The 21,180-nt window shown below is 41.1% G+C and carries 20 protein-coding genes; 3 read left to right on the top strand and 17 right to left on the bottom strand.

The genetic code is table 11. The annotated features are described in order from the left end of the window. Window positions 1-33 precede the first annotated feature (33 nt). The 15 genes from rnhB to rpsB form a co-directional block, all read right to left on the bottom strand. Entirely contained in the window at window positions 34-654 is a 621-nt protein-coding gene (gene rnhB / locus ACWU4D_RS07205; protein WP_456050731.1) for a ribonuclease HII, read from the bottom strand. A 2-nt stretch (window positions 655-656) separates the two neighbouring features. Beyond that, window positions 657-1,802 carry a lipid-A-disaccharide synthase gene (lpxB, locus tag ACWU4D_RS07200; protein ID WP_456050730.1) on the bottom strand — a complete coding sequence of 382 codons (1,146 nt, stop codon included), beginning with the start codon at window positions 1,800-1,802 and terminating at the stop codon, window positions 657-659. Between the two features lie 153 nt (window positions 1,803-1,955). Next, entirely contained in the window at window positions 1,956-2,744 is a 789-nt protein-coding gene (lpxA, locus tag ACWU4D_RS07195; protein ID WP_456050729.1) for an acyl-ACP--UDP-N-acetylglucosamine O-acyltransferase, read from the bottom strand. Window positions 2,745-2,746: 2 nt separating this feature from the next. Continuing rightward, on the bottom strand, window positions 2,747-3,178 hold the full coding sequence (gene fabZ, locus ACWU4D_RS07190) for a 3-hydroxyacyl-ACP dehydratase FabZ (protein WP_456050794.1): 432 nt from the start codon (window positions 3,176-3,178) through the stop codon (window positions 2,747-2,749). Window positions 3,179-3,297: 119 nt separating this feature from the next. Next, window positions 3,298-4,326: a UDP-3-O-(3-hydroxymyristoyl)glucosamine N-acyltransferase gene (gene lpxD, locus ACWU4D_RS07185; RefSeq protein ID WP_456050728.1), complete on the bottom strand. Its 1,029-nt coding sequence runs from the start codon at window positions 4,324-4,326 to the stop codon at window positions 3,298-3,300. Between the two features lie 16 nt (window positions 4,327-4,342). Beyond that, on the bottom strand, window positions 4,343-4,852 hold the full coding sequence (locus tag ACWU4D_RS07180; RefSeq protein ID WP_456050727.1) for an OmpH family outer membrane protein: 510 nt from the start codon (window positions 4,850-4,852) through the stop codon (window positions 4,343-4,345). 19 nt (window positions 4,853-4,871) lie between these two features. Then, on the bottom strand, window positions 4,872-7,298 hold the full coding sequence (gene bamA, locus ACWU4D_RS07175) for an outer membrane protein assembly factor BamA (RefSeq protein ID WP_456050726.1): 2,427 nt from the start codon (window positions 7,296-7,298) through the stop codon (window positions 4,872-4,874). A 46-nt stretch (window positions 7,299-7,344) separates the two neighbouring features. Next, on the bottom strand, window positions 7,345-8,703 hold the full coding sequence (gene rseP / locus ACWU4D_RS07170; RefSeq protein WP_456050725.1) for a sigma E protease regulator RseP: 1,359 nt from the start codon (window positions 8,701-8,703) through the stop codon (window positions 7,345-7,347). Continuing rightward, a complete protein-coding gene (gene ispC / locus ACWU4D_RS07165; protein ID WP_456050724.1) occupies window positions 8,700-9,905 on the bottom strand; it encodes a 1-deoxy-D-xylulose-5-phosphate reductoisomerase in 1,206 nt (401 codons plus the stop codon). The genes rseP and ispC overlap by 4 nt, the downstream gene beginning before the upstream one ends. 16 nt (window positions 9,906-9,921) lie before the next feature. Further along, a complete protein-coding gene (locus tag ACWU4D_RS07160; RefSeq protein ID WP_456050723.1) occupies window positions 9,922-10,767 on the bottom strand; it encodes a phosphatidate cytidylyltransferase in 846 nt (281 codons plus the stop codon). Between the two features lie 11 nt (window positions 10,768-10,778). Continuing rightward, complete coding sequence (locus ACWU4D_RS07155; RefSeq protein WP_456050722.1) at window positions 10,779-11,537, bottom strand: isoprenyl transferase; 759 nt, start codon at window positions 11,535-11,537, stop codon at window positions 10,779-10,781. 82 nt (window positions 11,538-11,619) lie between these two features. Further along, window positions 11,620-12,177: a ribosome recycling factor gene (gene frr, locus ACWU4D_RS07150; RefSeq protein ID WP_456050721.1), complete on the bottom strand. Its 558-nt coding sequence runs from the start codon at window positions 12,175-12,177 to the stop codon at window positions 11,620-11,622. Window positions 12,178-12,246: 69 nt separating this feature from the next. Further along, window positions 12,247-12,972: a UMP kinase gene (gene pyrH / locus ACWU4D_RS07145; protein WP_456050720.1), complete on the bottom strand. Its 726-nt coding sequence runs from the start codon at window positions 12,970-12,972 to the stop codon at window positions 12,247-12,249. Window positions 12,973-13,164: 192 nt separating this feature from the next. Further along, a complete protein-coding gene (gene tsf, locus ACWU4D_RS07140; RefSeq protein WP_456050719.1) occupies window positions 13,165-14,010 on the bottom strand; it encodes a translation elongation factor Ts in 846 nt (281 codons plus the stop codon). A 127-nt stretch (window positions 14,011-14,137) separates the two neighbouring features. Beyond that, window positions 14,138-14,866 carry a 30S ribosomal protein S2 gene (rpsB, locus tag ACWU4D_RS07135; RefSeq protein WP_456050718.1) on the bottom strand — a complete coding sequence of 243 codons (729 nt, stop codon included), beginning with the start codon at window positions 14,864-14,866 and terminating at the stop codon, window positions 14,138-14,140. Window positions 14,867-15,196: 330 nt separating this feature from the next. On the opposite strand from rpsB, the gene map reads away from it, so the two are divergent. The 3 genes from map to ACWU4D_RS07120 all read left to right on the top strand — a co-directional run bounded on the left by map (window position 15,197) and on the right by ACWU4D_RS07120 (window position 19,585). Then, window positions 15,197-16,039, top strand: a complete 843-nt coding sequence (map, locus tag ACWU4D_RS07130; protein ID WP_456050717.1) for a type I methionyl aminopeptidase — start codon at window positions 15,197-15,199, stop codon at window positions 16,037-16,039. A gap of 103 nt (window positions 16,040-16,142) precedes the next feature. Continuing rightward, the gene (gene glnD, locus ACWU4D_RS07125; RefSeq protein ID WP_456050716.1) at window positions 16,143-18,767 is read left to right on the top strand and encodes a bifunctional uridylyltransferase/uridylyl-removing protein GlnD; all 2,625 of its coding nucleotides are present in this window, start codon (window positions 16,143-16,145) and stop codon (window positions 18,765-18,767) included. 104 nt (window positions 18,768-18,871) lie between these two features. After that, window positions 18,872-19,585 (top strand): hypothetical protein, encoded by a 714-nt coding sequence (locus ACWU4D_RS07120; protein WP_456050715.1) that lies wholly within the window; start codon window positions 18,872-18,874, stop codon window positions 19,583-19,585. 50 nt (window positions 19,586-19,635) lie between these two features. Here the strand turns inward: ACWU4D_RS07120 and pgpA are convergent, their stop codons facing one another. Then, window positions 19,636-20,139: a phosphatidylglycerophosphatase A gene (pgpA, locus tag ACWU4D_RS07115; RefSeq protein WP_456050714.1), complete on the bottom strand. Its 504-nt coding sequence runs from the start codon at window positions 20,137-20,139 to the stop codon at window positions 19,636-19,638. After that, window positions 20,136-21,113, bottom strand: coding sequence for a thiamine-phosphate kinase (thiL, locus tag ACWU4D_RS07110; RefSeq protein ID WP_456050793.1), 978 nt, complete (start codon window positions 21,111-21,113; stop codon window positions 20,136-20,138). Before thiL ends, pgpA begins: the two co-directional genes overlap by 4 nt. Between the last annotated feature and the right edge of the window lie 67 nt (window positions 21,114-21,180).

The raw sequence follows: 21,180 nt of genomic DNA, 5'->3' as shown, positions 1-21,180 counted from the left end.
AGGGACTCCCCTTATTTCTCGAACCCTTAACGCTTAGTCGATAAGACCAAGCGCTCTTTTCACTGGCTTAAAACTTTTACGATGTTGATCGATAACACCATACTGTTCTATAGCGGCAAAGTGCACTTTTGTTGGGTAACCTTTATGCGCTGCAAACCCAAATTGCGGATATAACTTATCTAACGCTTCCATTTCTTGGTCGCGCACGACTTTTGCTATAATAGAAGCCGCACTTATTTCAGCAACGCGTAAGTCCCCTTTTACCACAGCTTGACTGCGATATTGCCATTTTGGTGTTCTATTTCCATCAACCAACACATAATCAGGTTGAACGCTTAACCCTTCTACGGCCCGCTCCATTGCCACCATCGTTGCTTGGAGAATATTCAACTCATCAATTTCTTGTGGAGAGCAACGCCCAATCGCCCAAGCAATCGCTTTTACTTGTATTTCAGGAAACAACGCCAAACGTTTCTTCTCAGACAATTTTTTTGAGTCCGTTAATCCTAGAATCGGGTTCAACGGATCAAGAATCACAGCAGCTGTGACCACGTCTCCCACTAAAGGTCCACGCCCTACTTCATCGACACCTGCAAATTGTTGGTAGGCTGGTGGATACTCAAAAGGCGGATAGTCTATCGTTACTTTCGCCACGGTTATTTCCCTATTAATTTGAGAACAGCTTGTGCGGCTTGTTGATCGGCATCTTTACGAATCAATTGATGCAATTCAGTAAACTTAGTCTGCAACTGTTGATTGTCGTTGGTTAATAGACGACTCACCTCAGAACTGAGATTATCAACTGTGCACTCTTCCAAAAGGTATTCTTTGACTAACTCTTCGTCGGCTAAAATATTCGGCAATGACACAAACTTAGTTTTGACTAAACGTTTAGCAAGAAAGGCCGTAACCGCGTTCACTTTATAGCCAACAACCATCGGACGATTCACCAACATACATTCAAGCGCGACGGTTCCGGAAGCCAATAACACAACATCAGATGCTGTAATTACCGTGCGAGCAGTATCATTTACTAAGGTAAATTCAAGTTCCGGGGCAAAGGTTTTCCATGCAAGTTCAAACTGTTCTCGGCGTTTTTGATTCACCAAAGCGACAACAAACCCTAAGTCTGGGTGCTGTTGGTGTAATTGCTGACATGTTTTAATAAACGGTTCACTCAGCATTTTCAACTCGCTGCCACGGCTTCCCGGGAGGACAGCAAGCCAGCGCTTACTAGAATCAAGGTTAAGTGTATCTTGAGCTTCTTTCTGATCTGAATGCAATGGAATGGCATCAGCTAACGTGTGACCGATAAACTCACACGGTACTTGAAAACGGTCATAAAACGCTTTTTCAAAGGGTAGGAAAGCCAGAACTAAATCTGTCGCCTTGGCTATTTTATAAATACGCTTTTGGCGCCAAGCCCATACTGAAGGGCTCACATAATGCACCGTTTTTATACCTGAATCTTTAAGGTCTCGCTCTAATCTCAAATTAAAATCAGGCGCATCAATCCCAATGAATAAATCGGGAGGATTCTGAGTAAAATGTTCAATTAAGTCCGCTTTCACTTTAAACAAACGACGAATTCGCCCGAGAACTTCTACTAACCCCATGACCGACAATTCTTCCATGTCGAATAGAGATTTGCATCCTTGAGCCATCATCTTAGGCCCTCCGATACCAACGAATTCAGCATTTGGATATCGCTGTTTGATCGAACGAATTAACCCTTCTCCCAATACATCACCAGAGAGCTCTCCAGCGACGATGCCAATTTTAATTACTTCTGTTTGATTCATCTGTATACCCAGGAATATATCGTCGACAGTCAGAACTCTAAGTATCTATATCGTCTGTAACGGTTCGTATTTATCACGCTTATATAGGCGTAAAAATAACAAAAGACCGCCATCAAAGATAACGATCTTTATATAAAACAGTACCAAGCACGATTAACGTATAATTCCGCGCTTAGATTGCTCTAGAAAATCTAAAAATATTTGAACTGATGGATACACTTTTGCTTCTACTGCAATTTCATCTTTTGCCGCTTCAAAGGTTAATCCATTTCGATATAGAGACTTATAAGCTCGTCGAATAGCATGAATTTCCGGCTTTTCGAAACCTCGACGCTTCAAGCCTTCGATATTGATACCAAAAGGTGCACAGTGATTTCCTTGAGCCATAACATATGGAGGAACATCTTGAACAACGATAGAACCACCACCTAACATAGCATGATCGCCTATTTGACAGAATTGATGCACTGCACTCATACCACCAACAATAGCTTGATTACCGACTATTACGTGACCAGCTATCGCAGCATTGTTAGCAAAAATACAGCGGTCACCAACGATACAATCGTGTGCGATATGAACATTAATCATGAACAAGTTGTCATTACCGACTTGGGTAACACCAGAGTCTTGTATCGTGCCTCTGTGCATAGTGACACTTTCGCGAATCGTGTTTCTATCGCCAATGATAAGTTTCGTATCTTCACCTTTGTATTTTAGGTCTTGGCACTGCTCACCAATTGAGGCGAACTGAAAAATACGATTGTCTTTACCTATCGTTGTTGGGCCTTTTACGACCACATGAGACAGTAACTCAGTACCGTCACCAATTTCAACTTTACTATCGACCAGACAAAATGGACCTATCTTAACATTCGCCCCGATTACAGCGCCATCTTCGACAACTGCGGTAGGGTGAATTTGCGCACTTTCATGGATCATAATTAGAATTCTCTACGGGCACATTTCAATTCAGCTGAGCAGACGACTTCGCCATCGACCGTAGCCACACCATTAAATAAAGCGATCCCACGACGCTCTTTTAGAAATTCTACTTTGATAAATAACTGATCGCCTGGTACCACTGGTTTTCTAAATTTAGCATTATCAATACTAGCAAAGTAATAAAGCTCGTTTTCAGATGGAGCTCCAAAAGATTTAAACGCAAGGAGCCCTGTTGCCTGCGCCATCGCTTCTAAAATTAGCACGCCAGGGAAAATAGGGAGCTGCGGGAAATGACCTGTAAATTGGGGTTCATTTACTGAAACATTTTTTAAACCAATTAGATACTTACTTTCTTCGTAATCAGTTACACGATCAATCAATAAGAATGGATAACGGTGCGGTAATAAAGAACGAATTTCAGTTACGTTCATGGTCTTTTTTTCAGTAGTCAAAGTCATTTTCCTATACACTTCAATACAATATTATTTAACATTATAAACAAAAAAAGCTCGCAATTCGCGAACCTTTTTAATGATAAAGAAATTTTTATCTATTCTTCTTTATCGAACTCTTTTTGTATTACTTTTAACTGCTTATGCATTTCGTCAATTCGATGCACCCGAGCCGCCATTTTTCGCCACTCTTTATTAGTTTGAACTGGCACACCAGAGGAATATACGCCCTTTTCCTCTATGCTACGCATAACCATACTCATTCCTGTAATAGTTACACCATCAACTATATCAATATGGCCATTAATCACCGCGCCACCGCCAATAATACAATATTTACCAATTTTGGTACTGCCGGCAACGATGGTTCCACCAGCCATTGCACAGCCATATCCTATTTGAACATTGTGAGCTATCTGGATTTGATTATCGATAATAACATTGTCTTCAATAATCGTATCTTCTAGTGCGCCACGGTCAATCGTTGTCCCTGCACCGATCTCGACTCGATTACCGATTTTAACGGATCCAAGCTGAGGTATTTTTATCCACTCACCTTTTTCGTTTGCGTAGCCAAAGCCATCAGAGCCGATAACCGTACCTGATTGGACTAAGCACGAATGTCCAATATCAACATTATGGTAAACCGTTACATTTGCCCATAAGCGGGTTCCACGGCCAAGCACTGCATTTTTTCCAATCACACAACCTGCGCCAATGACAACATCATCTGCAAGTGAAACACCAGACTCAATAACACTATTCGCTCCAATAGATACATTCGCACCAATAGATACGTCTCCTGCAATTACCGCCGACGAATGAACGCCATCACTCGCCATTGAAGGTGTAGTATCCAAAGCTTGAGCAAGTTTAGCAAAAGCCACATAAGGATCTGAAACCACTAAAGTGTTGCCGAGGCAGAGATCTTTTTGTTGCTCTTTAACCATAATCAGCGATGCATTACACTGCGCCAAAAATTTAGCATAACGAGGGTTAGACAAAAATGTCACTTCTCCCTCACCTGCTTTATCCATCGGAGCGACTGCATGAACTTCTAATTCATGATCCCCAAATAACTGACCACCGGTTAATGTGGCAATTTCTGCTAGCGTAATTTTCTTCATTGGAGTCTACTTTGCGTTATTTTATAGCTTTAATCACTTTGTCTGAGATATCAAACTCAGACTTAGCGTAACGAACGGCTTGAGCATCAATGATTAGGTCAAATTTTTCTTTGTCAGCGACTTTATTGACTGCTTCACCAATAATCTTCGCTAACTTCTGATTTTCTTCAGCTTCGCGCTTAGCAGATGCTTGTTTAAAAGCCTGACCTTTAATCTTATAGCTACTATCAAGTTGTCCCAGCTCAATGCGTAATTGATCCACTTCTTCACGGCTCATCAATGAACTATCACGCTTTAGCTTTTCAGCCTTTGTCTTAATGTCATTTTCAATATTTTTTAGCTCTTGTGCACGATCTTTAAATTCTGCTTGAATTTTTTGCAGAGCAATTTCACGCTGAGGCAGGGCTTGAAATACTTTAGCTGTATTGACGTAGCCAATCTTTTGAGCCGCTTCAACAGCCATTGATGAAAGTGAAGCAGAGGCTAATGATAGCCCGATGACTAGTGCTTTAATTGATTTGTTCAAAATAATACCCTTATTGATTTTAGAACGTTTTACCAATAGTAAATGAGAAGAATTCTTCGTCATCACCAGTGTACTTCTTAATAGGCTCAGCTATAGAGAATACTAAAGGTCCCATTGGAGATATCCATTGCAAAGCGACACCAACCGATGAACGGTAATTTGTTGGGTCAGAAAAGTCATAATAATACTCATCACCATAATTGGCACTAATAGATGAGTAATCGTATTCGGTATCCCACACGCTTGCCGCATCAAAAAATACGCTCGTACGAATTTGACTTTGAGCTTCTTCAGACGCAAATGGTGTTGGTACGATCAATTCGATGCTGGCGTTGACAACGGCATTACCTCCGACAGAGTCATCACTTACATAAATTGTTCCATTATTGCTGTCCGCATAGCTTTGATATACCGCTCGAGGGCCCACAGAATTGGAGCCAAAACCACGCAATGTGCTAAAACCTCCAGCATAATAGTTCTCATAGAATGGCAGCAAATTATCTTGTCCATCCGTTTGACCATACCCATTGCCATATCCCAATCGACTGCGTAGCAATAAAGCAAAATTGTGTTCTTCCGTCAACGGGAAGTACTGACGAACATCATATTGAAGCTTAAAGTATGCAGTATCGGACCCTGGAGTGGTCATACTATAAGAGGCTCTTTGGTAATTACCTTCCGTAGGAAAGTAGCCTCTATTAAGGTTATTTCGCGTCCAATTGGCACTGACTGTAAAATCATTGGTAACCAAATCACCATCACTATTGATGTTACTTTCTTGTGCGACAAGAAAATTCTCAACCTGAACGTAAGGCGATAAGTTACCAATTTTATTGTGTGTATAACCCAAACCAAACGAGAACCGATTAAGTTCATCAAATGGAAAACCCCACGTTAAACTTACGCCATAACTTTGGTTATTATAATCCACGATACCGGCTTCAGATGCTTCAAAATCATTGAAAAAGACTTTTCCGCCCAAACTTACTCCGTCAATAGTCCAGTATGGATCTGTATAATTTAACGATATGTTTTGCTGATAATCATTGGTCGTCGCACTAATGCCGACACTGTTTCCGGATCCTAAATAGTTATCTTGGCTAATCCCGACCTGGAAACTAACACCAGACTCAGTACCATATCCGATACCAAAGTTAAGACTTCCTGATTCGGTTTCCTTAACGCTGTAAATAATATCAACTTGGTCACTCGAGCCAGCAACTCTCTGAGTCTGAACATTCACAGTTTCAAAATAACCAAGTCTGTTAAGTCTGGTTTTACCTGTTTCAATGGCTTTTGCATTTAGCCACGTGCCTTCCATCTGACGCATTTCACGACGTAAAACTTCATCTTTGGTGTTAGTGTTACCCATAAAACGAATTTCGCGTACATAGATTCGATCACCTGCATCCAGATTAACCGCTAACGAAACCTCTTGTGTATCATCATTAAATTCAGGTTGAGTATGAACCTTCGGAAACGCATACCCTGCCTCTCCGAGCATCCGTTTGATATCTTCTTCGAGTGCTGTAACCTTGTACCCTTGGTAAATATCATTACTTTCAAACGGGACCAACTCCGAGAGCTCACGCTGTTTACCTATCAGTTCACCATTGAATGATACATTTTTCACCGTGTAAGGCTTGCCTTCGTCAATAGCAAGGGTGATGTAAACACCTTTTTTATCAGGGGAGACTGAGACTTGGGTTGAGGTTACGTTAAACTTAAGATACCCGCGGTCTAAATAATAAGACTTTAATTTTTCTAGATCCGCTGCGAGCACCTGCTTTTGGTACTTTTCATTTGATAAAATATTCCACCACGCGACATCGGAATTCAAATCGAATAAATCTAGCAACTTATCATCACTAAAGACTTGATTACCAATGAAGTTAATTTGTTGTATTTTTGCTGATACACCTTCAGAAAATACAAACTTTAAATCAGCACGATTACGAGGTAGAGGGGTCACAACGGCCTTAACTGTTGCGTTATATTTACCAACACTGTAATAAAAATCTTCTAGTGCCTTTTCAATATTGCTAAGTGCAGTGCGATCAAGTGCTTCGCCAACTTTAACATTAGAAGCTTCTAGGTTCTGCTGTAATTGCTCATCCTGGATTGCCTTATTCCCAGAAAAGGTTACATCAGAAATTGTTGGGCGTTCCTGTACTCGAACCAATAACACACCTTCATCACGATAAACATCAACTGACTCAAAATTCCCAGAGCCATAAAGTGCACGAATGGTATTGGCAACATCCTGAGAATCCATAGTATCGCCAATCCGAACAGGAATTTTCAATAATGCTGCACCTAAGGTAACGCGCTGTAAACCATCGAATTGAATATCCTTAACCACAAAAGCCTCTGCACCATAGGCTGAAAGACTTGTTGGGAGGCTGCTAAAAAGCAATGTGGCCAAAAGTAGCTTCTTTATCGTCATCGTTATTCTTATTGTTCCGTTATACAACATAGGTGTTGTAATGTTATTAAAGTCGTGCAAAATCGTTAAAAATCGCAATCGCCATCATCGAAAAGATAATTGCGCCACCGACACGATACCCCATTTCCTGAATGCGTTCTGAAACAGGTTTCTTTATTACTGCTTCAATAGCGAAGAACATTAAATGCCCGCCATCTAGCATAGGTAAAGGTACTAAATTAATAATTCCCAAATTAACACTAATTAAGGCTAAAAAGCTGAGAAAATAGACGACGCCGAACCCAGCAGTTGTACCAGCGCCTTTCGCAATAGAAATAGGTCCGCTTAAATTATTTAGCCCAATATCACCCGAGATTAGCTTACCCAACATTGTCGCGGTCAAATCAATTAGCTGCCCCGTTCTTTGAACAGCTTTATACATCGACTCAAGCGGTCCAAATTTCAAATCAATTTTGTACTCTTCTGGCCACTCTGCCATTTTTGGTGCAATGCCAGCAAAGCCTATCACATCACCATTTGACAGTGTTCGGGCTCCTGGAGTGAGTAGTAATGTTCTACTCTGCCCATCTCGTTCAACAATCAAACTTAATGGTTTTTCAGGACTACCTCTGACGATATCGACAATTTCTTGCCATGTCTTAATTTCCACACCATCAATAGAGCGAATAATATCGTTCTCTAACAAACCAGCAAGGTGAGCTGCGCCATCATCACTAACAAGCCCAAGCTCAGTAAATATTTCAGGGCTAAATGGAGTAAAACCTAAGGTTGTCATTGGAGATTCGGTTTCAGGGTCGAATTCCCAATCCGACAAGTTTACTTTTATCTCTTGTTCTGTTCCTATCAAATCATCTGATGACACAGTTAAACTGAGCTCTCTCTCACCAATGTGAGAAATAATTTCCATGTTAACCGATTCCCAGTCCGGTGTTCTGACGCCTGAAATTGCCTTTAGTTCCATCTTTGGCTCTAAACCAGCTTGAGCAACAATAGATTGAGGTGTGACTTCACCGATGACGGGTTTCACCGTCGAAATACCGATCAAATAAACCAGCCAAAGTACGAAGATAGCAAACAAGAAATTAAAGGCAGGTCCTGCCGCCACAATAGCAGCTCGTTTCCACAAAGGTTTACGATCAAAAGCTGAGTCAGAGAGTTCTTCTGGCACATCATCTACACGACCATCAAGCATCTTGACGTAACCACCTAATGGAATTAAAGCGATGGTATACTCAGTACCATCTTTACCTATTCGACGCCAAAGTGACTTACCAAAACCAATAGAAAAACGCTCGACCTTCACTCCACATTTACGGGCAACCCAATAGTGTCCGAACTCATGTACAGTAACTAATATACCAAGGGCGACAATAAACGATGCAAAGTTCCAAATTATACTGCTCATAGTGCTCGCTCTTTTACAACCAAATGGGCCAATGATCGACTTTCATTGTCCAGTGCTATCAAACTTTCCAATGATGTTACATCAACATTTTTATGTCCGTGAACTTTCGACAACACAACTTCACTAATAGTTGCAATATCGGTAAAACGAATTTTCCCTTTGAGAAACGCATCGACAGCAACTTCATTCGCGGCATTAAGGCTTGTCGTAGCATGTTGCCCGACAAAACACGCTTCCATAGCGAGTTTTAAACAAGGGTAACGTTTGTCGTCAATATCCATAAACGTCAGTTCGCTTAATTGAGTGAAATCGAGAGCCTTTACACCTGCATCGATTCTTTCTGGATATGACATAGTCAATGCAATCGGAGTTGCCATATCTGGCTCCCCCATTTGTGCGATCACAGAACCATCTCGATACTGAACCATAGAGTGAATAACGGATTGAGGATGAATTAATACTTTCAACTGTTCTTGGCTTGTATTGAAAAGCCATTTTGCTTCAATAAACTCCAGGCCCTTATTCATCATAGTTGCCGAATCAACTGAAATTTTTGGGCCCATAGACCAGTTTGGATGAGCGATTGCTTGAGCCGGAGTGACACTGGTCAACTCTTCAATATCGCTATAGCGGAATGGGCCACCAGAGCCTGTGAGTAATATATTAGAAACACCATGCTGAGCGAGTTGACAACGGCCAAGTGTTTGTTGAATTTCTGAAGGCAAGCACTGGAATATCGCGTTGTGTTCGCTATCAACGGGAAGCAGTTGCGCGTCATATTTTTCAACAGCATCAATAAAGAGTTGTCCGGACATTACCAATGCTTCTTTATTCGCGAGCAATACTCGTTTTCCTGCTTTTACCGCGGCCATAGTTGGCAATAAGCCCGCCGCACCTACAATGGCAGACATCACCATATCAACGTTATCTAACGCCGCTACATCACACATTGCTTGAGAGCCAAAAAGAACGTGAGTCGACAGCGACAAATGCGCGAGTTTATGGGTTAGCTGTTTTGCGGCCAGTTCATTCGACATTACCGCGTACTTAGGAGACCAAGCGGCACAAAGCTCAACCATTTTATCAACATTGTTACCAGCAACCAGTGCTTCAACTTTGTACTGTTCTGGGTTTTTTGCTATCACTCTTAATGTGCTAGCACCAATAGACCCTGTTGCTCCAAGGATTGTAATTCGACGCATAATACTCTCGGTTCGGTTAGCTAAGCAGGAAATAAAGGAAAGCAAATACTGGGAAAGCAGATGTTAAGCTATCGATTCTATCCAATATACCGCCATGGCCAGGAATCAAAGAACCGCTGTCTTTAATTCCAGAAACTCGTTTGAACATGCTTTCAACCAAATCACCTAATACCGATAAAACAACAGTCATTAGAATCGTTATAACCATAACAAGGTAATTTGAAAAATGGATATCAAACCAATGAGCAACAATCCAGCCAATGAAGACCGCAGCGACAACTCCACCAATTAGGCCTTCGATAGTTTTATTAGGGCTGACATTCGGTGCCATTTTACGTTTACCAAATCGGCGACCAGTAAAATAAGCAGCGCTATCAGCAGTCCAAACAACTAAGCAAACGAACAAAACAAGTTTGGCACCATGAGATGGGTCATTGTCCAAACCTTCTGAACGTAGCAAAACAACACTCCAGAAAAAGGGCAATAGAGTGAGAAGCCCAAATAAATGCTTAAGCGTTATTTTCTTCTCCCAACATAGAGAGGAGCTAGGAAAATTTAATGCTGCATAGCTTGCCCAAATCCACCAAATAACACCAATAGTAAGAAGTACTTGATGGAAAGCGGAAATTGAATGAGAAAAAGAGAGTTGGGGATAAGCAAAAATAACAAGTATCAATCCCAAGGCAGCACCAGGAATCATCGCCACTTTTCTTGAAGAACCGCCAACAAACTGCGACCACTCCCAAAACCCTATCAAAGTTATTGCTGCAATAAAGGCGACAAAAGCGACAAAAGGCAGTTTAAAAATCCCCAAGATTATAAGAGGAGCAAGAACCAAGGCGGTAATTATTCGTTGTTTCAAATCCTAAACCTTTATTTTTTATCCATTAATGCTTTTACTTGGTCACCAGTGCAACCAAAACGCCTCTCTCGATTGACAAACCAAGTCACCGCTTCAACCAAATTATCTTCATCAAAATCAGGCCAATAAACATCTGTAAAGTAGAGTTCAGCATAGGCCATTTGCCAAAGCATAAAGTTACTGATCCGACGCTCTCCACCAGTACGAATAAGTAAATCGACTTCTGGTAGATCGCTCATCGTTAAGAACTGTTGTACCAACTCTTCACTTATTTCCGATGGCTGTATCTTCCCATCACTGACAAGAGCGGCAATTTGCTGTGTGGCCGAGGTAATATCCCACTTACCACCGTAATTTGCAGCGATATTCACAACCATCCCAGTATTGTCACTCGTCATTTGCTCTGCTTGGGCTATCTTAGCTTGAAGCTTGTCACTAAACCGAGATGTATTACCTATAACTCTCAAACGAAGGTTATTTTTATGGAGCTTTTTCACTTCGCTCGCAAGGACGGAAAGAAACAGCTCCATCAATACGCCCACTTCATCTTGTGGTCGTCGCCAATTTTCGCTGCTAAACGCAAATAGAGTTACAGCTTGAACTCCAAGCCTCGCAGAAGAAGCAATGGTTTTACGAACCGCTCTAACACCATTTTTATGGCCAAAGACACGAGGTTTACCTTTTTCTTTCGCCCAACGCCCATTACCATCCATAATAACGGCAATATGTTTGGGAAGAGCATCATCAGGTAACGATTGAACGTTTTGCATAAGGGACTTTTGAATAGATTGAATGGAATAGTAAAACAGCGCTGAGTTGTTTATACCAGCGCTGCCTCATATTAAAAATGAACTAAATTTCCATTAGCTCTTTTTCTTTTGCACTTAAGACGTCATCGATTTTCTTAACCGCGATATCGGTTAATTTTTGAATTTCCTCTTGCGCTCTGCGATCTTCATCTTCAGAAATTTCTTTTTCTTTAAGTAACGCTTTAAAGTCACCGTTCGCATCACGACGTATGTTACGTACAGCAACTCGGCCACTTTCAGCTTCGCCACGAACAATTTTAACAAGGTCTTTACGACGTTCTTCAGTTAGCGCAGGAATTGGAACACGAATAACGGTACCGGCCGACATTGGATTTAAACCTAAATCTGATGCCATAATCGCTTTTTCTACTTTTGGCGTAAGCTCGCTATCAAAAACGGTAATCGTTAATGTACGTGCATCTTCTGCCATAACGTTTGCAACTTGGTTTAGAGGAGTAGAAGCACCGTAGTATTCAACTGAAATACCCGCTAGAAGACTTGGATGCGCACGGCCAGTTCGAACTTTCGACAAGCTGTTTTTCAGAGCATCGACGCTTTTATCCATGCGTTCTTGTGCATCATTTTTTATCTCATTAATCACTATGTCACCTTTATCTTATATCTATTTCTTGCTTATGCTGTCGCGCTCTTACTGATCACAGAGTGTTAATTACTCAGCAATCAAAGTGCCTTCAGCCTCACCCATAACGACTCGACGTAACGCACCTGGTTTATTCATATTAAAAACTCGAATCGGCATATTATGGTCACGAGCTAGAGTGAAAGCAGCTAAATCCATAACTTTCAATTCTTTATCAAGAACTTCATTATAACTCAGCTTATCACACAAAACGGCATCAGGGTTAGCAACAGGATCTGCGGTGTAAACACCATCAACTTTAGTTGCCTTTAAAACAATATCCGCTTCTATTTCGATACCACGTAAACAAGCCGCTGAGTCTGTCGTGAAAAATGGATTACCAGTCCCGGCAGAGAAAATAACAACACGACCTTGACGCAACTGACTAATAGCATCTGCCCAGTTGTAGTCATCACATACACCTTTAAGTTGAATCGCTGACATAACACGAGCATTCACATAGGCACGATGTAACGCATCTCGCATTGCTAGACCATTCATAACTGTTGCAAGCATACCCATATGGTCGCCAACAACACGGTTCATACCAGCTTGTGCTAGGCCGGCACCACGGAATAGATTTCCGCCACCAATCACCACACCGACTTGAACACCAAGTTCAACCAGTTCTTTAACTTCCTGTGCCATACGATCCAATATAGTTGGATCAATACCAAAACCTTCGTCGCCTTGTAATGCTTCGCCACTAAGTTTTAATAAAATACGTTGATATGTGGGTTTAGGATTCGTCGTCATGGAGTTTACCTTCAATTAAGAGAGTTGTTATTAACCGTCATGGATTGAATTTTTAGTACTGCGAACAAATTGCCAACAGACAACGCTCGATTAAACAAAATTCGATGCATCACGATTAACATCTGACTACGTTAGTCGTAAAAAGACCGCAGCTCTAGGCTACGGTCTCTAATTTATACGCAATGACTACAATTAGCCTTTTGTTACCATTGCTACTTCTTCAGCAAAGCTCATGCCTTCGTCTTTCTGAATTCCTTCACCTACTTCTAGGCGAACAAAAGTGCTTACAGTTGCACCTTTCTCTTTCAGAACATCACCAACAGATTTCTTTGGTTCCATAACAAATGCTTGACCAGTCAGAGAAACTTCACCAGTGAATTTCTTCATACGGCCTTCAACCATTTTCTCAGCGATCGCTTGTGGCTTACCTTCGTTCATTGCAATATCAACTTGAACTGCACGCTCTTTAGCAACAACTTCAGCTGGAACGTCAGAAGGGTTAACATATTCTGGACGTGATGCAGCAACATGCATAGCAATGTGCTTAAGCGTTTCTTCGTCACTTGCAGTACCAGCAACAACAACACCGATACGCTCACCGTGACGGTAAGTTGCGATAGCTTCGCCTTCAACATACTCTACACGACGAACATTGATGTTTTCACCAATTTTCGCAACAAGTGCGATACGAGCATCTTCGAATTGAGCTTGTAGCTCTTCGATTGATGCTTTGCCCGCTAACGCAGCGTCAGCAACTTCATTTGCGAATGCAACAAAGCTACCATCTTTAGCAACAAAGTCTGTTTGACAGTTTACTTCTACAAGAGCAGCAACGCCTTCACCTTGTTTGATGATGATAGTACCTTCAGCCGCTGTATTACCTGCTTTTTTAGCAGCTTTTGCAGCACCACTTTTACGCATGTTTTCAATCGCTAGTTCAACATTACCTTCAGTTTCAACAAGCGCTTTCTTACATTCCATCATGCCCGCGCCGGTACGGTCGCGCAGTTCTTTAACTAGAGCAGCAGTTACAGCCATTCTATATTCCTCGACTAAATTCTGGATGAGATAAAAATCAGGGGCCGATCTTATGGCCCCCAATACTAACTTTTACCTTATTAATGCTAAAAATAAACAAAAATAAAGTATGATTCGGAGCCGCTAATTATTCAGCTTCAACGAAACCATCTTTGTCAGCTACTGCTACGACGTCTTTGTTACGACCTTCGCTGATAGATGCTGCTGCAGCATTCAAGTATAGTTGAACAGCGCGGATAGCATCATCGTTACCAGGAATAATGAAGTCAACACCATCTGGGTTAGAGTTGGTATCTACAACAGAAATTACTGGAATGCCTAGATTGTTCGCTTCTTTAATCGCGATGTGCTCGTGATCTGCGTCGATGATAAATAGAGCGTCAGGTAGACCACCCATATCTTTGATACCACCAAGAGACTTCTCAAGCTTCTCCATTTCGCGAGTACGCATTAGAGCTTCTTTCTTAGTTAGCTTATCAAAAGTACCATCAGAAGACTGAGCTTCTAGTTCTTTAAGACGTTTGATTGACTGACGAACAGTTTTCCAGTTAGTCAACATACCACCTAACCAGCGGTTGTTAACGTAGTATTGGTTGCTCGCAATAGCTGCTTCTTTAACAGCTTCAGATGCTGCGCGTTTAGTACCTACAAATAAAACTTTACCTTTTTTCTCGCCGATTTTAGCAAGCTCAGCAAGAGCGTCGTTAAACATTGGTACAGTTTGTTCTAGGTTGATGATATGAACTTTGCTACGAGCACCAAAAATGAATGGTTTCATTTTTGGGTTCCAGTAACGAGTTTGGTGACCGAAGTGAACACCAGCTTTAAGCATATCGCGCATTGATACAGTTGCCATTTTAAAATCCTCTATGGGGTTAGGCCTCCACATTTCCCATGCATCCGACCCTCTAAATTGAGAGCACCCCGGAACACGTGACGAAATGTGTGTGATTTACAATTAGTGTGTGTGGAAAAATCACGTAACGCACATTAGAGATACGCAATCTATTCCGGCGCGCTTTATATCATATTTCACAGCATTTTGGCTAGTAAAAAATAGCGAAACATAAGGTTAGCAACTGCTGATATTTGCTATATTCACATTAGATTTGTTGCGATCATTCGGTCGATTGCTACAATACATCAGTTTGCACTTTAAGTGTCCCCGAAAAATTAGAGAATACCTATGTCAGTTAAAATAAAAACAGCCCAAGAGATCGAAAAAATGCGTGTTGCAGGCAAACTTGCCGCTGACGTACTAGAAATGATCGAACCCTACGTTAAAGCTGGCGTAACAACAGAAGAACTTGATCAAATCTGTCATAAATATATTACAGAAGTTCAAGGCGCAATTCCTGCTCCTTTGGATTATCATGGTTTCCCAAAATCGATTTGCACCTCGATTAATCACATTATTTGTCATGGAATACCGGCAACAAAAGACTCGACCTTTGGTCAAATTAGTCGCCCTGCCGTATTAAAAGATGGTGATATCCTCAACATTGATATTACTGTGATTAAAGATGGTTATCATGGCGATACTTCTCGCATGTTTCTCATTGGCGAAGTGTCGCCAGAAGATAAACGTCTCTCCATTGTTGCACAAGAAGCTCTTTATATTGGGATGAAACAAGTAAAACCCGGAGCGAAACTTGGAGAAATCGGTACTGCAATAGAAAAATACATAAAAACTAACAATAAAAATAACCCTCGCACTAAGTTTTCTATTGTTAAGGATTATTGCGGCCACGGTATCGGAGATAAATTTCACGAGGAACCACAAGTTGTGCATTACCGTAACGGAGATAAAACCGTTCTTAGGGAAGGCATGACATTTACTATTGAGCCTATGATTAACGCAGGAAAATTCGGTTGTCGTTTAGATGATGAAGATAACTGGACAGTCTATACCGCTGACGGAAAAAACTCCGCTCAATGGGAACATACGTTATTAGTCACTGCGACAGGGTGTGAAGTACTCACTTTACGAAAAGACGAAACTATCCCGCGAATAATGAAAAATTCTTAATTCACCATGACATAAAAAATCCCTGATTGAGCAGGGATTTTTTTTTAGTGCTATCTTTGATAAGTTACTCACTTAGTTTTTTACTCATCTACGGACTCGAATCATGCTTTATCAAACGCCGTCGACTATACCTGATGCTGACATCACAACCTCTAAACTCAAAGACGAGCTCGACAAATTTGGAGAGCATCAGAAGGACCTGTTCTCTAACCGACAATCGGTTACTGATTTAGTTTATGGTCGTGCAGAATATGTAGACCAAATATTGATACGTTTATGGCGTTTTTTTGGGTTCGATACCGTTGAAGATATCAGTCTGGTAGCCGTTGGTGGCTATGGACGTAAAGAACTTCACCCGCTTTCCGATATTGACATTCTTATATTATCAAAAGAAGAAATAGCGCCTGAAATACAAAGTAAGGTGAGCGATTTTATCACTTTCTTGTGGGATTTGAGACTTGAAATTGGCCATGCTGTCCGCACGATTAATCAATGCTCTGAAATTGGCAGAGAAGATCTGTCGGTAGCAACCAACCTTCAAGAAGCACGTTTTATTGTCGGTAGTGAAAGCAACTTTCATAAAATGACTTTAATGATATTATCTGAATCGTTTTGGCCAACAGAAACGTTTTTTCAGGCTAAAGTCGAAGAACAGCGTTTACGCCACTCTCGCTTTCACGATACAACTTACAACCTAGAACCAGATATAAAATCAACACCCGGTGGCTTACGAGATATACACACTCTAAGTTGGATTGCACGTCGTCATTTCGGTGCCACGTCACTGATTGAAATGAGTAAATATGGTTTTCTTACCGATGCTGAGTACCGCGAATTAAGTGAATGTCAGGATTTCCTATGGCGAGTGCGCTTTGCCCTTCATCTCGAATTAAAACGCTATGACAACCGGTTAACCTTCTTACACCAAGAACCCGTCGCTCGACGCCTAGGGTTTATTGGGGAAGGAAACCAAGCTGTCGAAAAAATGATGAAAGAGTTCTATCGTACCTTAGGTCGCGTCGCCGAACTCAATAAAATGCTCATTAAGTTATTTGACCTTGCGATCTTACATGATGAAGACGATTTGGATATTGAAATTATCAATGACCAATTTCAGCGTAGTGGCGCGCTGATAGACTGCCGAATTGATAATTTATTTAATGACCACCCAGAAACAATTCTCGATATGTTCATTCATATTGCTGACGACTCATCAATTACGGGCATCACGCCATCTACCATGCGTGAACTAAGGTCAGCTCGACGTCGCCTAACTAAGTTTCTTTGTGCGATTCCTGAAGCAAGAGACAAATTCATTGAGCTTATTCGTCACCCTAACTGTTTGACTAAAGCTCTTGACTTAATGCATCGTCATGGCGTGTTAGCAGCTTATTTACCTCAATGGAGTCATATTGTTGGTCAAATGCAGTTTGACCTTTTCCATGTCTACACAGTCGATGAACACAGTATTCGAGTACTTAATAATCTGCACGTTTTCTCAGATCCTGCAAACAACGAAAAACACCCAATTTGTTGTGAATTATTTCCAAAGCTAAAACGTCGCGATTTACTCATTTTAGCCGCAATATTTCATGATATTGGAAAAGGCAGAGGGGGTGATCACTCTGAGATCGGCGCACTAGAAGCATACACCTTCTGTATTCAACACGGTTTATCAAAGCCAGAAGCGAAGCTAGTGTCATGGCTTGTTAAAAATCACCTTCTCATGTCTGTAACAGCACAACGGCGCGATATATACGATCCAGAAGTCATCATAGAATTTGCTAAAACTGTTCGTGATGAAGAGTATTTGGAATGTCTTGTTTGCTTGACCGTATCTGATATTTGCGCAACAAATCCTGAGCTTTGGAACAGTTGGAAACGGACACTGCTAGCAGAATTATTCTATTCGACTAAACGCGCACTTCGACGCGGGTTGGAGAACCCTGTTGATGTCCGCGAACGAATTCGTCATAACCAGCAACTTGCTTCTGCTTTATTAAGAAAAGAAGGGTTTACTGCTCGTGAAATCGAAGTGTTATGGCAACGATTTAAAGCCGACTACTTTCTTCGCCACACTCACCAGCAAATTGCTTGGCATTGTATTCATATACTTAATCACGATGACCATAACAAACCATTAATTTTAATGAGTAAAAGAGCAACGCGTGGTGGAACCGAAGTGTTCGTTTATACCAAAGATCAACGAGCACTATTTGCCGCTATCGTGGCTGAACTAGATCGTCGAGGTCTTAACGTTCACGATGCGCAAATTATGACAAGTAAAGACGGCTTTGTTCTCGATACTTTTATGGTCCTCGACCAACATGGTGAAGCGATCGATCTTGAACGTCATAGTTTACTGATCGAACACATTGAATCGGCAATCCTAAAAGGAGAACCGATTCTGAATAAAACGCGCCGTGCCCCTAGCAACCTTCAACACTTTAAAGTAAGAACCAAAGTAGATTTTTTACCAACGAAAACAAAAAAACACACATTGGTGGAACTTGTCGCCCTTGATATGCCAGGGTTACTTGCGACTGTCGCGGCAACGTTTGCTGAAAATAATTTCGTTCTTCATGGAGCAAAAATTTCAACGTTGGGGGAGAGGGCTGAAGATCTATTTATTTTAACGAACAAAGACTACACAAGGCTAACGGAAGAGCAAGAGCAATCTCTCAGCAAAATGATAATAGAAAACGTATCTGAAATATTACCCAATTAACATTTCGCCACATAAATATTTTTCTATTATTAAATATACTGAGCTATCTTATATGTAGTGGTACGTTTAAGGTACGGTATTCTATTTTAAAGGAAACGGTTTCAATGAAAGGATTGTCCATGAGGCGAGTGTTAGCTGATAACCTGTCTATGCTCAAATTTAAGTATAAAAACTTAAATCGTACAGACTTGTCTCATAGTGGCATACAGCGCTCAGGGACCAACTACTTATGTCAATTACTGAAACAAACATCTATCAACGTTTCAAATGCCTATGACCCTTATAGAAACCATCCGGCACACAAGCACTTTCGATTAATGGACGATAAATCCTCTATCTTCATGGATAGAGAATCTTTTCTTAACTATTACCAAGTGAACTCCATTCATGAATTAAATTACTTGTGTAAATATCCAGATGACCATCCCCACATTGTGTTATTTAAAACACCTGAGAGTTGGCTTGAAAGTGTGTACTCTTGGGGAAAAAAGCAAGACTGGTCATCGCTCTCTGATCCAGTTTGGAAAGAGAAATATTTATTAGAGTGGGATCAATACTATAAAAAGTGGAGTGAATTAGAACAGAAAAACCCTGAACTAGTACTCATTCTTTGTTATGAATCGTTACAACTCGAACCACAACGAGTAATCGATAAAATTTGTGATCATTTCCATTTTGATAAAGTAACACTTCCAAATAATGGAAAAATAGATAGTGTACGCTGTTCACCTAAAAATAGAGAAAAACACACACTCCAAACCGAGGAAATACAGGAAGTACTGAACTCGCTAGAGTTTGATTGGAAAAAATACCAATAGTTTTCATCAAAAGCCAGTTAGAACATAGAGATCTCATTCAACGAGATCTTTTAAATCCAAGCTAAATAATGCCCTAGTCCTGCTAAGCAAATCGCAGAGATAATCCCAGCAACAATATCATCTATCATAATTCCAAACCCGCCATGCACTCTTTTATCAAGCCAACTAATTGGCCAAGGCTTCAGCATGTCGAAAAAGCGAAATAAGATGAACCCGGCAATAAGCCACTGCCATTCATAAGGATTAAGCCCATAAATAGGCACAATTAACATAGTGATCCACAACCCAATAAACTCATCCCAAACAATAGAGCCATGGTCATGTACGCCCATATCATCAGAAGTTTTCTGGCAAATTGTAATTCCAACCCATGAGCCCACAATGCACACAACAATATAAGCCCAGAAAGGTAAATGAGCTAGCGCTAGGTATGGAACAATCGCGGCAAGTGTCCCCATTGTTCCTGGGATCCAGGGAGACAACCCACTGCCAAACCCCACAGCAAGAAGATGCCATGGATTTGATAAGCGAAGAAGCTGTTTAGGATTATTCATACTGATATTCCAAAGTGATCAAAGCCAGATAGTTGCCATGTTAAAGCTTGCCCATCTGAATGCAACTCTAGACCTTCTTTGCCACGAATTTGGCCAATGCATTGGTAAGGTGTGTTGCAATGACTAAGATGGCTTTCTAGAGCTTCAATATTATATGGAGATACGATAAAGCAAAGTTCATACTCTTCTCCACTTGTTAATGCATATTGCAGTGCTTTGTCACGATCGTTATTGAGAAAACCAACCAGTTCATCAGAAATAGGTAAATGTTCAACATTGAGTGTCGCGCCAACATTTGAGCTAGTCAGGATATGCTGAATATCTGAAACCAACCCATCAGAAATATCAATTGCACAACTGGCCACATTGAGCAAAGCTTGTCCCAATAATACCCTTGGTGTAGAAAGGTAATGTCTCTGTTCAAGTACATCAGAAGAAGGTTGAGAGCGGAGAGCGTTATCTAGGATAACATCCAACCCAGCTTTGCTATCTCCAAGTGTTCCTGTGACATATATCCAATCTCCAGCTTTTGCATTATGCCGCGTCAATGCATAGTCATTAGGTAAAAAACCATGAAGTGTTAACGTAATACTAAGAGGCCCTTTTGTTGTATCACCGCCAATAAGTTTTACATTATAGTAATCGGCTAACTCAAAAAAAGCAGCGCTAAAACTTTCAAGCCACGCATCATCTATATCTGGCAGAGAAATCGCTAACGAGCACCATGCAGGCCTTGCTCCCATCGCAGCTAAGTCACTAATGTTTGAAGCTAATGCTTTATGAGCAATCCATTTAGGGTTGGCGTCAGGCAAGAAATGAGTTCCAGCAACCATGGTATCAGTCGTAATCGCCAAACGACTGTTTTCAGGGACTTTAACGATGGCACAATCATCACCGATATCAAGGTGGACATCTTTGCGCTCGGACTGCTTCTTTGTAAAATAGCGATTAATTAAACTAAATTCCCCAGACATCTCTTTTCCTAGCCAAACAGGTTTAACACATAGAAAAAAGGCCAGCATTGGCTGGCCTTTCTTTAAA

It is taken from the genome of Vibrio phycocola (assembly GCF_053850235.1).
Note: the sequence above shows the minus strand (reverse complement) of the source record. Positions and strands in the feature narration are given on the sequence as shown.

What these genes read in the sequence shown, in the direction of transcription:
- lpxB (WP_456050730.1), bottom strand. Translation starts at nt 1,802, where the DNA reads ATGAATCAAACAGAAGTAATTAAAATTGGCATCGTCGCTGGAGAGCTC.
- lpxA (WP_456050729.1), bottom strand. Translation starts at nt 2,744, where the DNA reads ATGATCCATGAAAGTGCGCAAATTCACCCTACCGCAGTTGTCGAAGAT.
- fabZ (WP_456050794.1), bottom strand. Translation starts at nt 3,178, where the DNA reads ATGAACGTAACTGAAATTCGTTCTTTATTACCGCACCGTTATCCATTC.
- lpxD (WP_456050728.1), bottom strand. Translation starts at nt 4,326, where the DNA reads ATGAAGAAAATTACGCTAGCAGAAATTGCCACATTAACCGGTGGTCAG.
- bamA (WP_456050726.1), bottom strand. Translation starts at nt 7,298, where the DNA reads ATGACGATAAAGAAGCTACTTTTGGCCACATTGCTTTTTAGCAGCCTC.
- rseP (WP_456050725.1), bottom strand. Translation starts at nt 8,703, where the DNA reads ATGAGCAGTATAATTTGGAACTTTGCATCGTTTATTGTCGCCCTTGGT.
- ispC (WP_456050724.1), bottom strand. Translation starts at nt 9,905, where the DNA reads ATGCGTCGAATTACAATCCTTGGAGCAACAGGGTCTATTGGTGCTAGC.
- ACWU4D_RS07155 (WP_456050722.1), bottom strand. Translation starts at nt 11,537, where the DNA reads ATGCAAAACGTTCAATCGTTACCTGATGATGCTCTTCCCAAACATATT.
- pyrH (WP_456050720.1), bottom strand. Translation starts at nt 12,972, where the DNA reads ATGACGACGAATCCTAAACCCACATATCAACGTATTTTATTAAAACTT.
- tsf (WP_456050719.1), bottom strand. Translation starts at nt 14,010, where the DNA reads ATGGCTGTAACTGCTGCTCTAGTTAAAGAACTGCGCGACCGTACCGGC.
- rpsB (WP_456050718.1), bottom strand. Translation starts at nt 14,866, where the DNA reads ATGGCAACTGTATCAATGCGCGATATGCTTAAAGCTGGTGTTCACTTC.
- map (WP_456050717.1), top strand. Translation starts at nt 15,197, where the DNA reads ATGTCAGTTAAAATAAAAACAGCCCAAGAGATCGAAAAAATGCGTGTT.
- glnD (WP_456050716.1), top strand. Translation starts at nt 16,143, where the DNA reads ATGCTTTATCAAACGCCGTCGACTATACCTGATGCTGACATCACAACC.
- ACWU4D_RS07120 (WP_456050715.1), top strand. Translation starts at nt 18,872, where the DNA reads ATGAAAGGATTGTCCATGAGGCGAGTGTTAGCTGATAACCTGTCTATG.
- pgpA (WP_456050714.1), bottom strand. Translation starts at nt 20,139, where the DNA reads ATGAATAATCCTAAACAGCTTCTTCGCTTATCAAATCCATGGCATCTT.
- thiL (WP_456050793.1), bottom strand. Translation starts at nt 21,113, where the DNA reads ATGTCTGGGGAATTTAGTTTAATTAATCGCTATTTTACAAAGAAGCAG.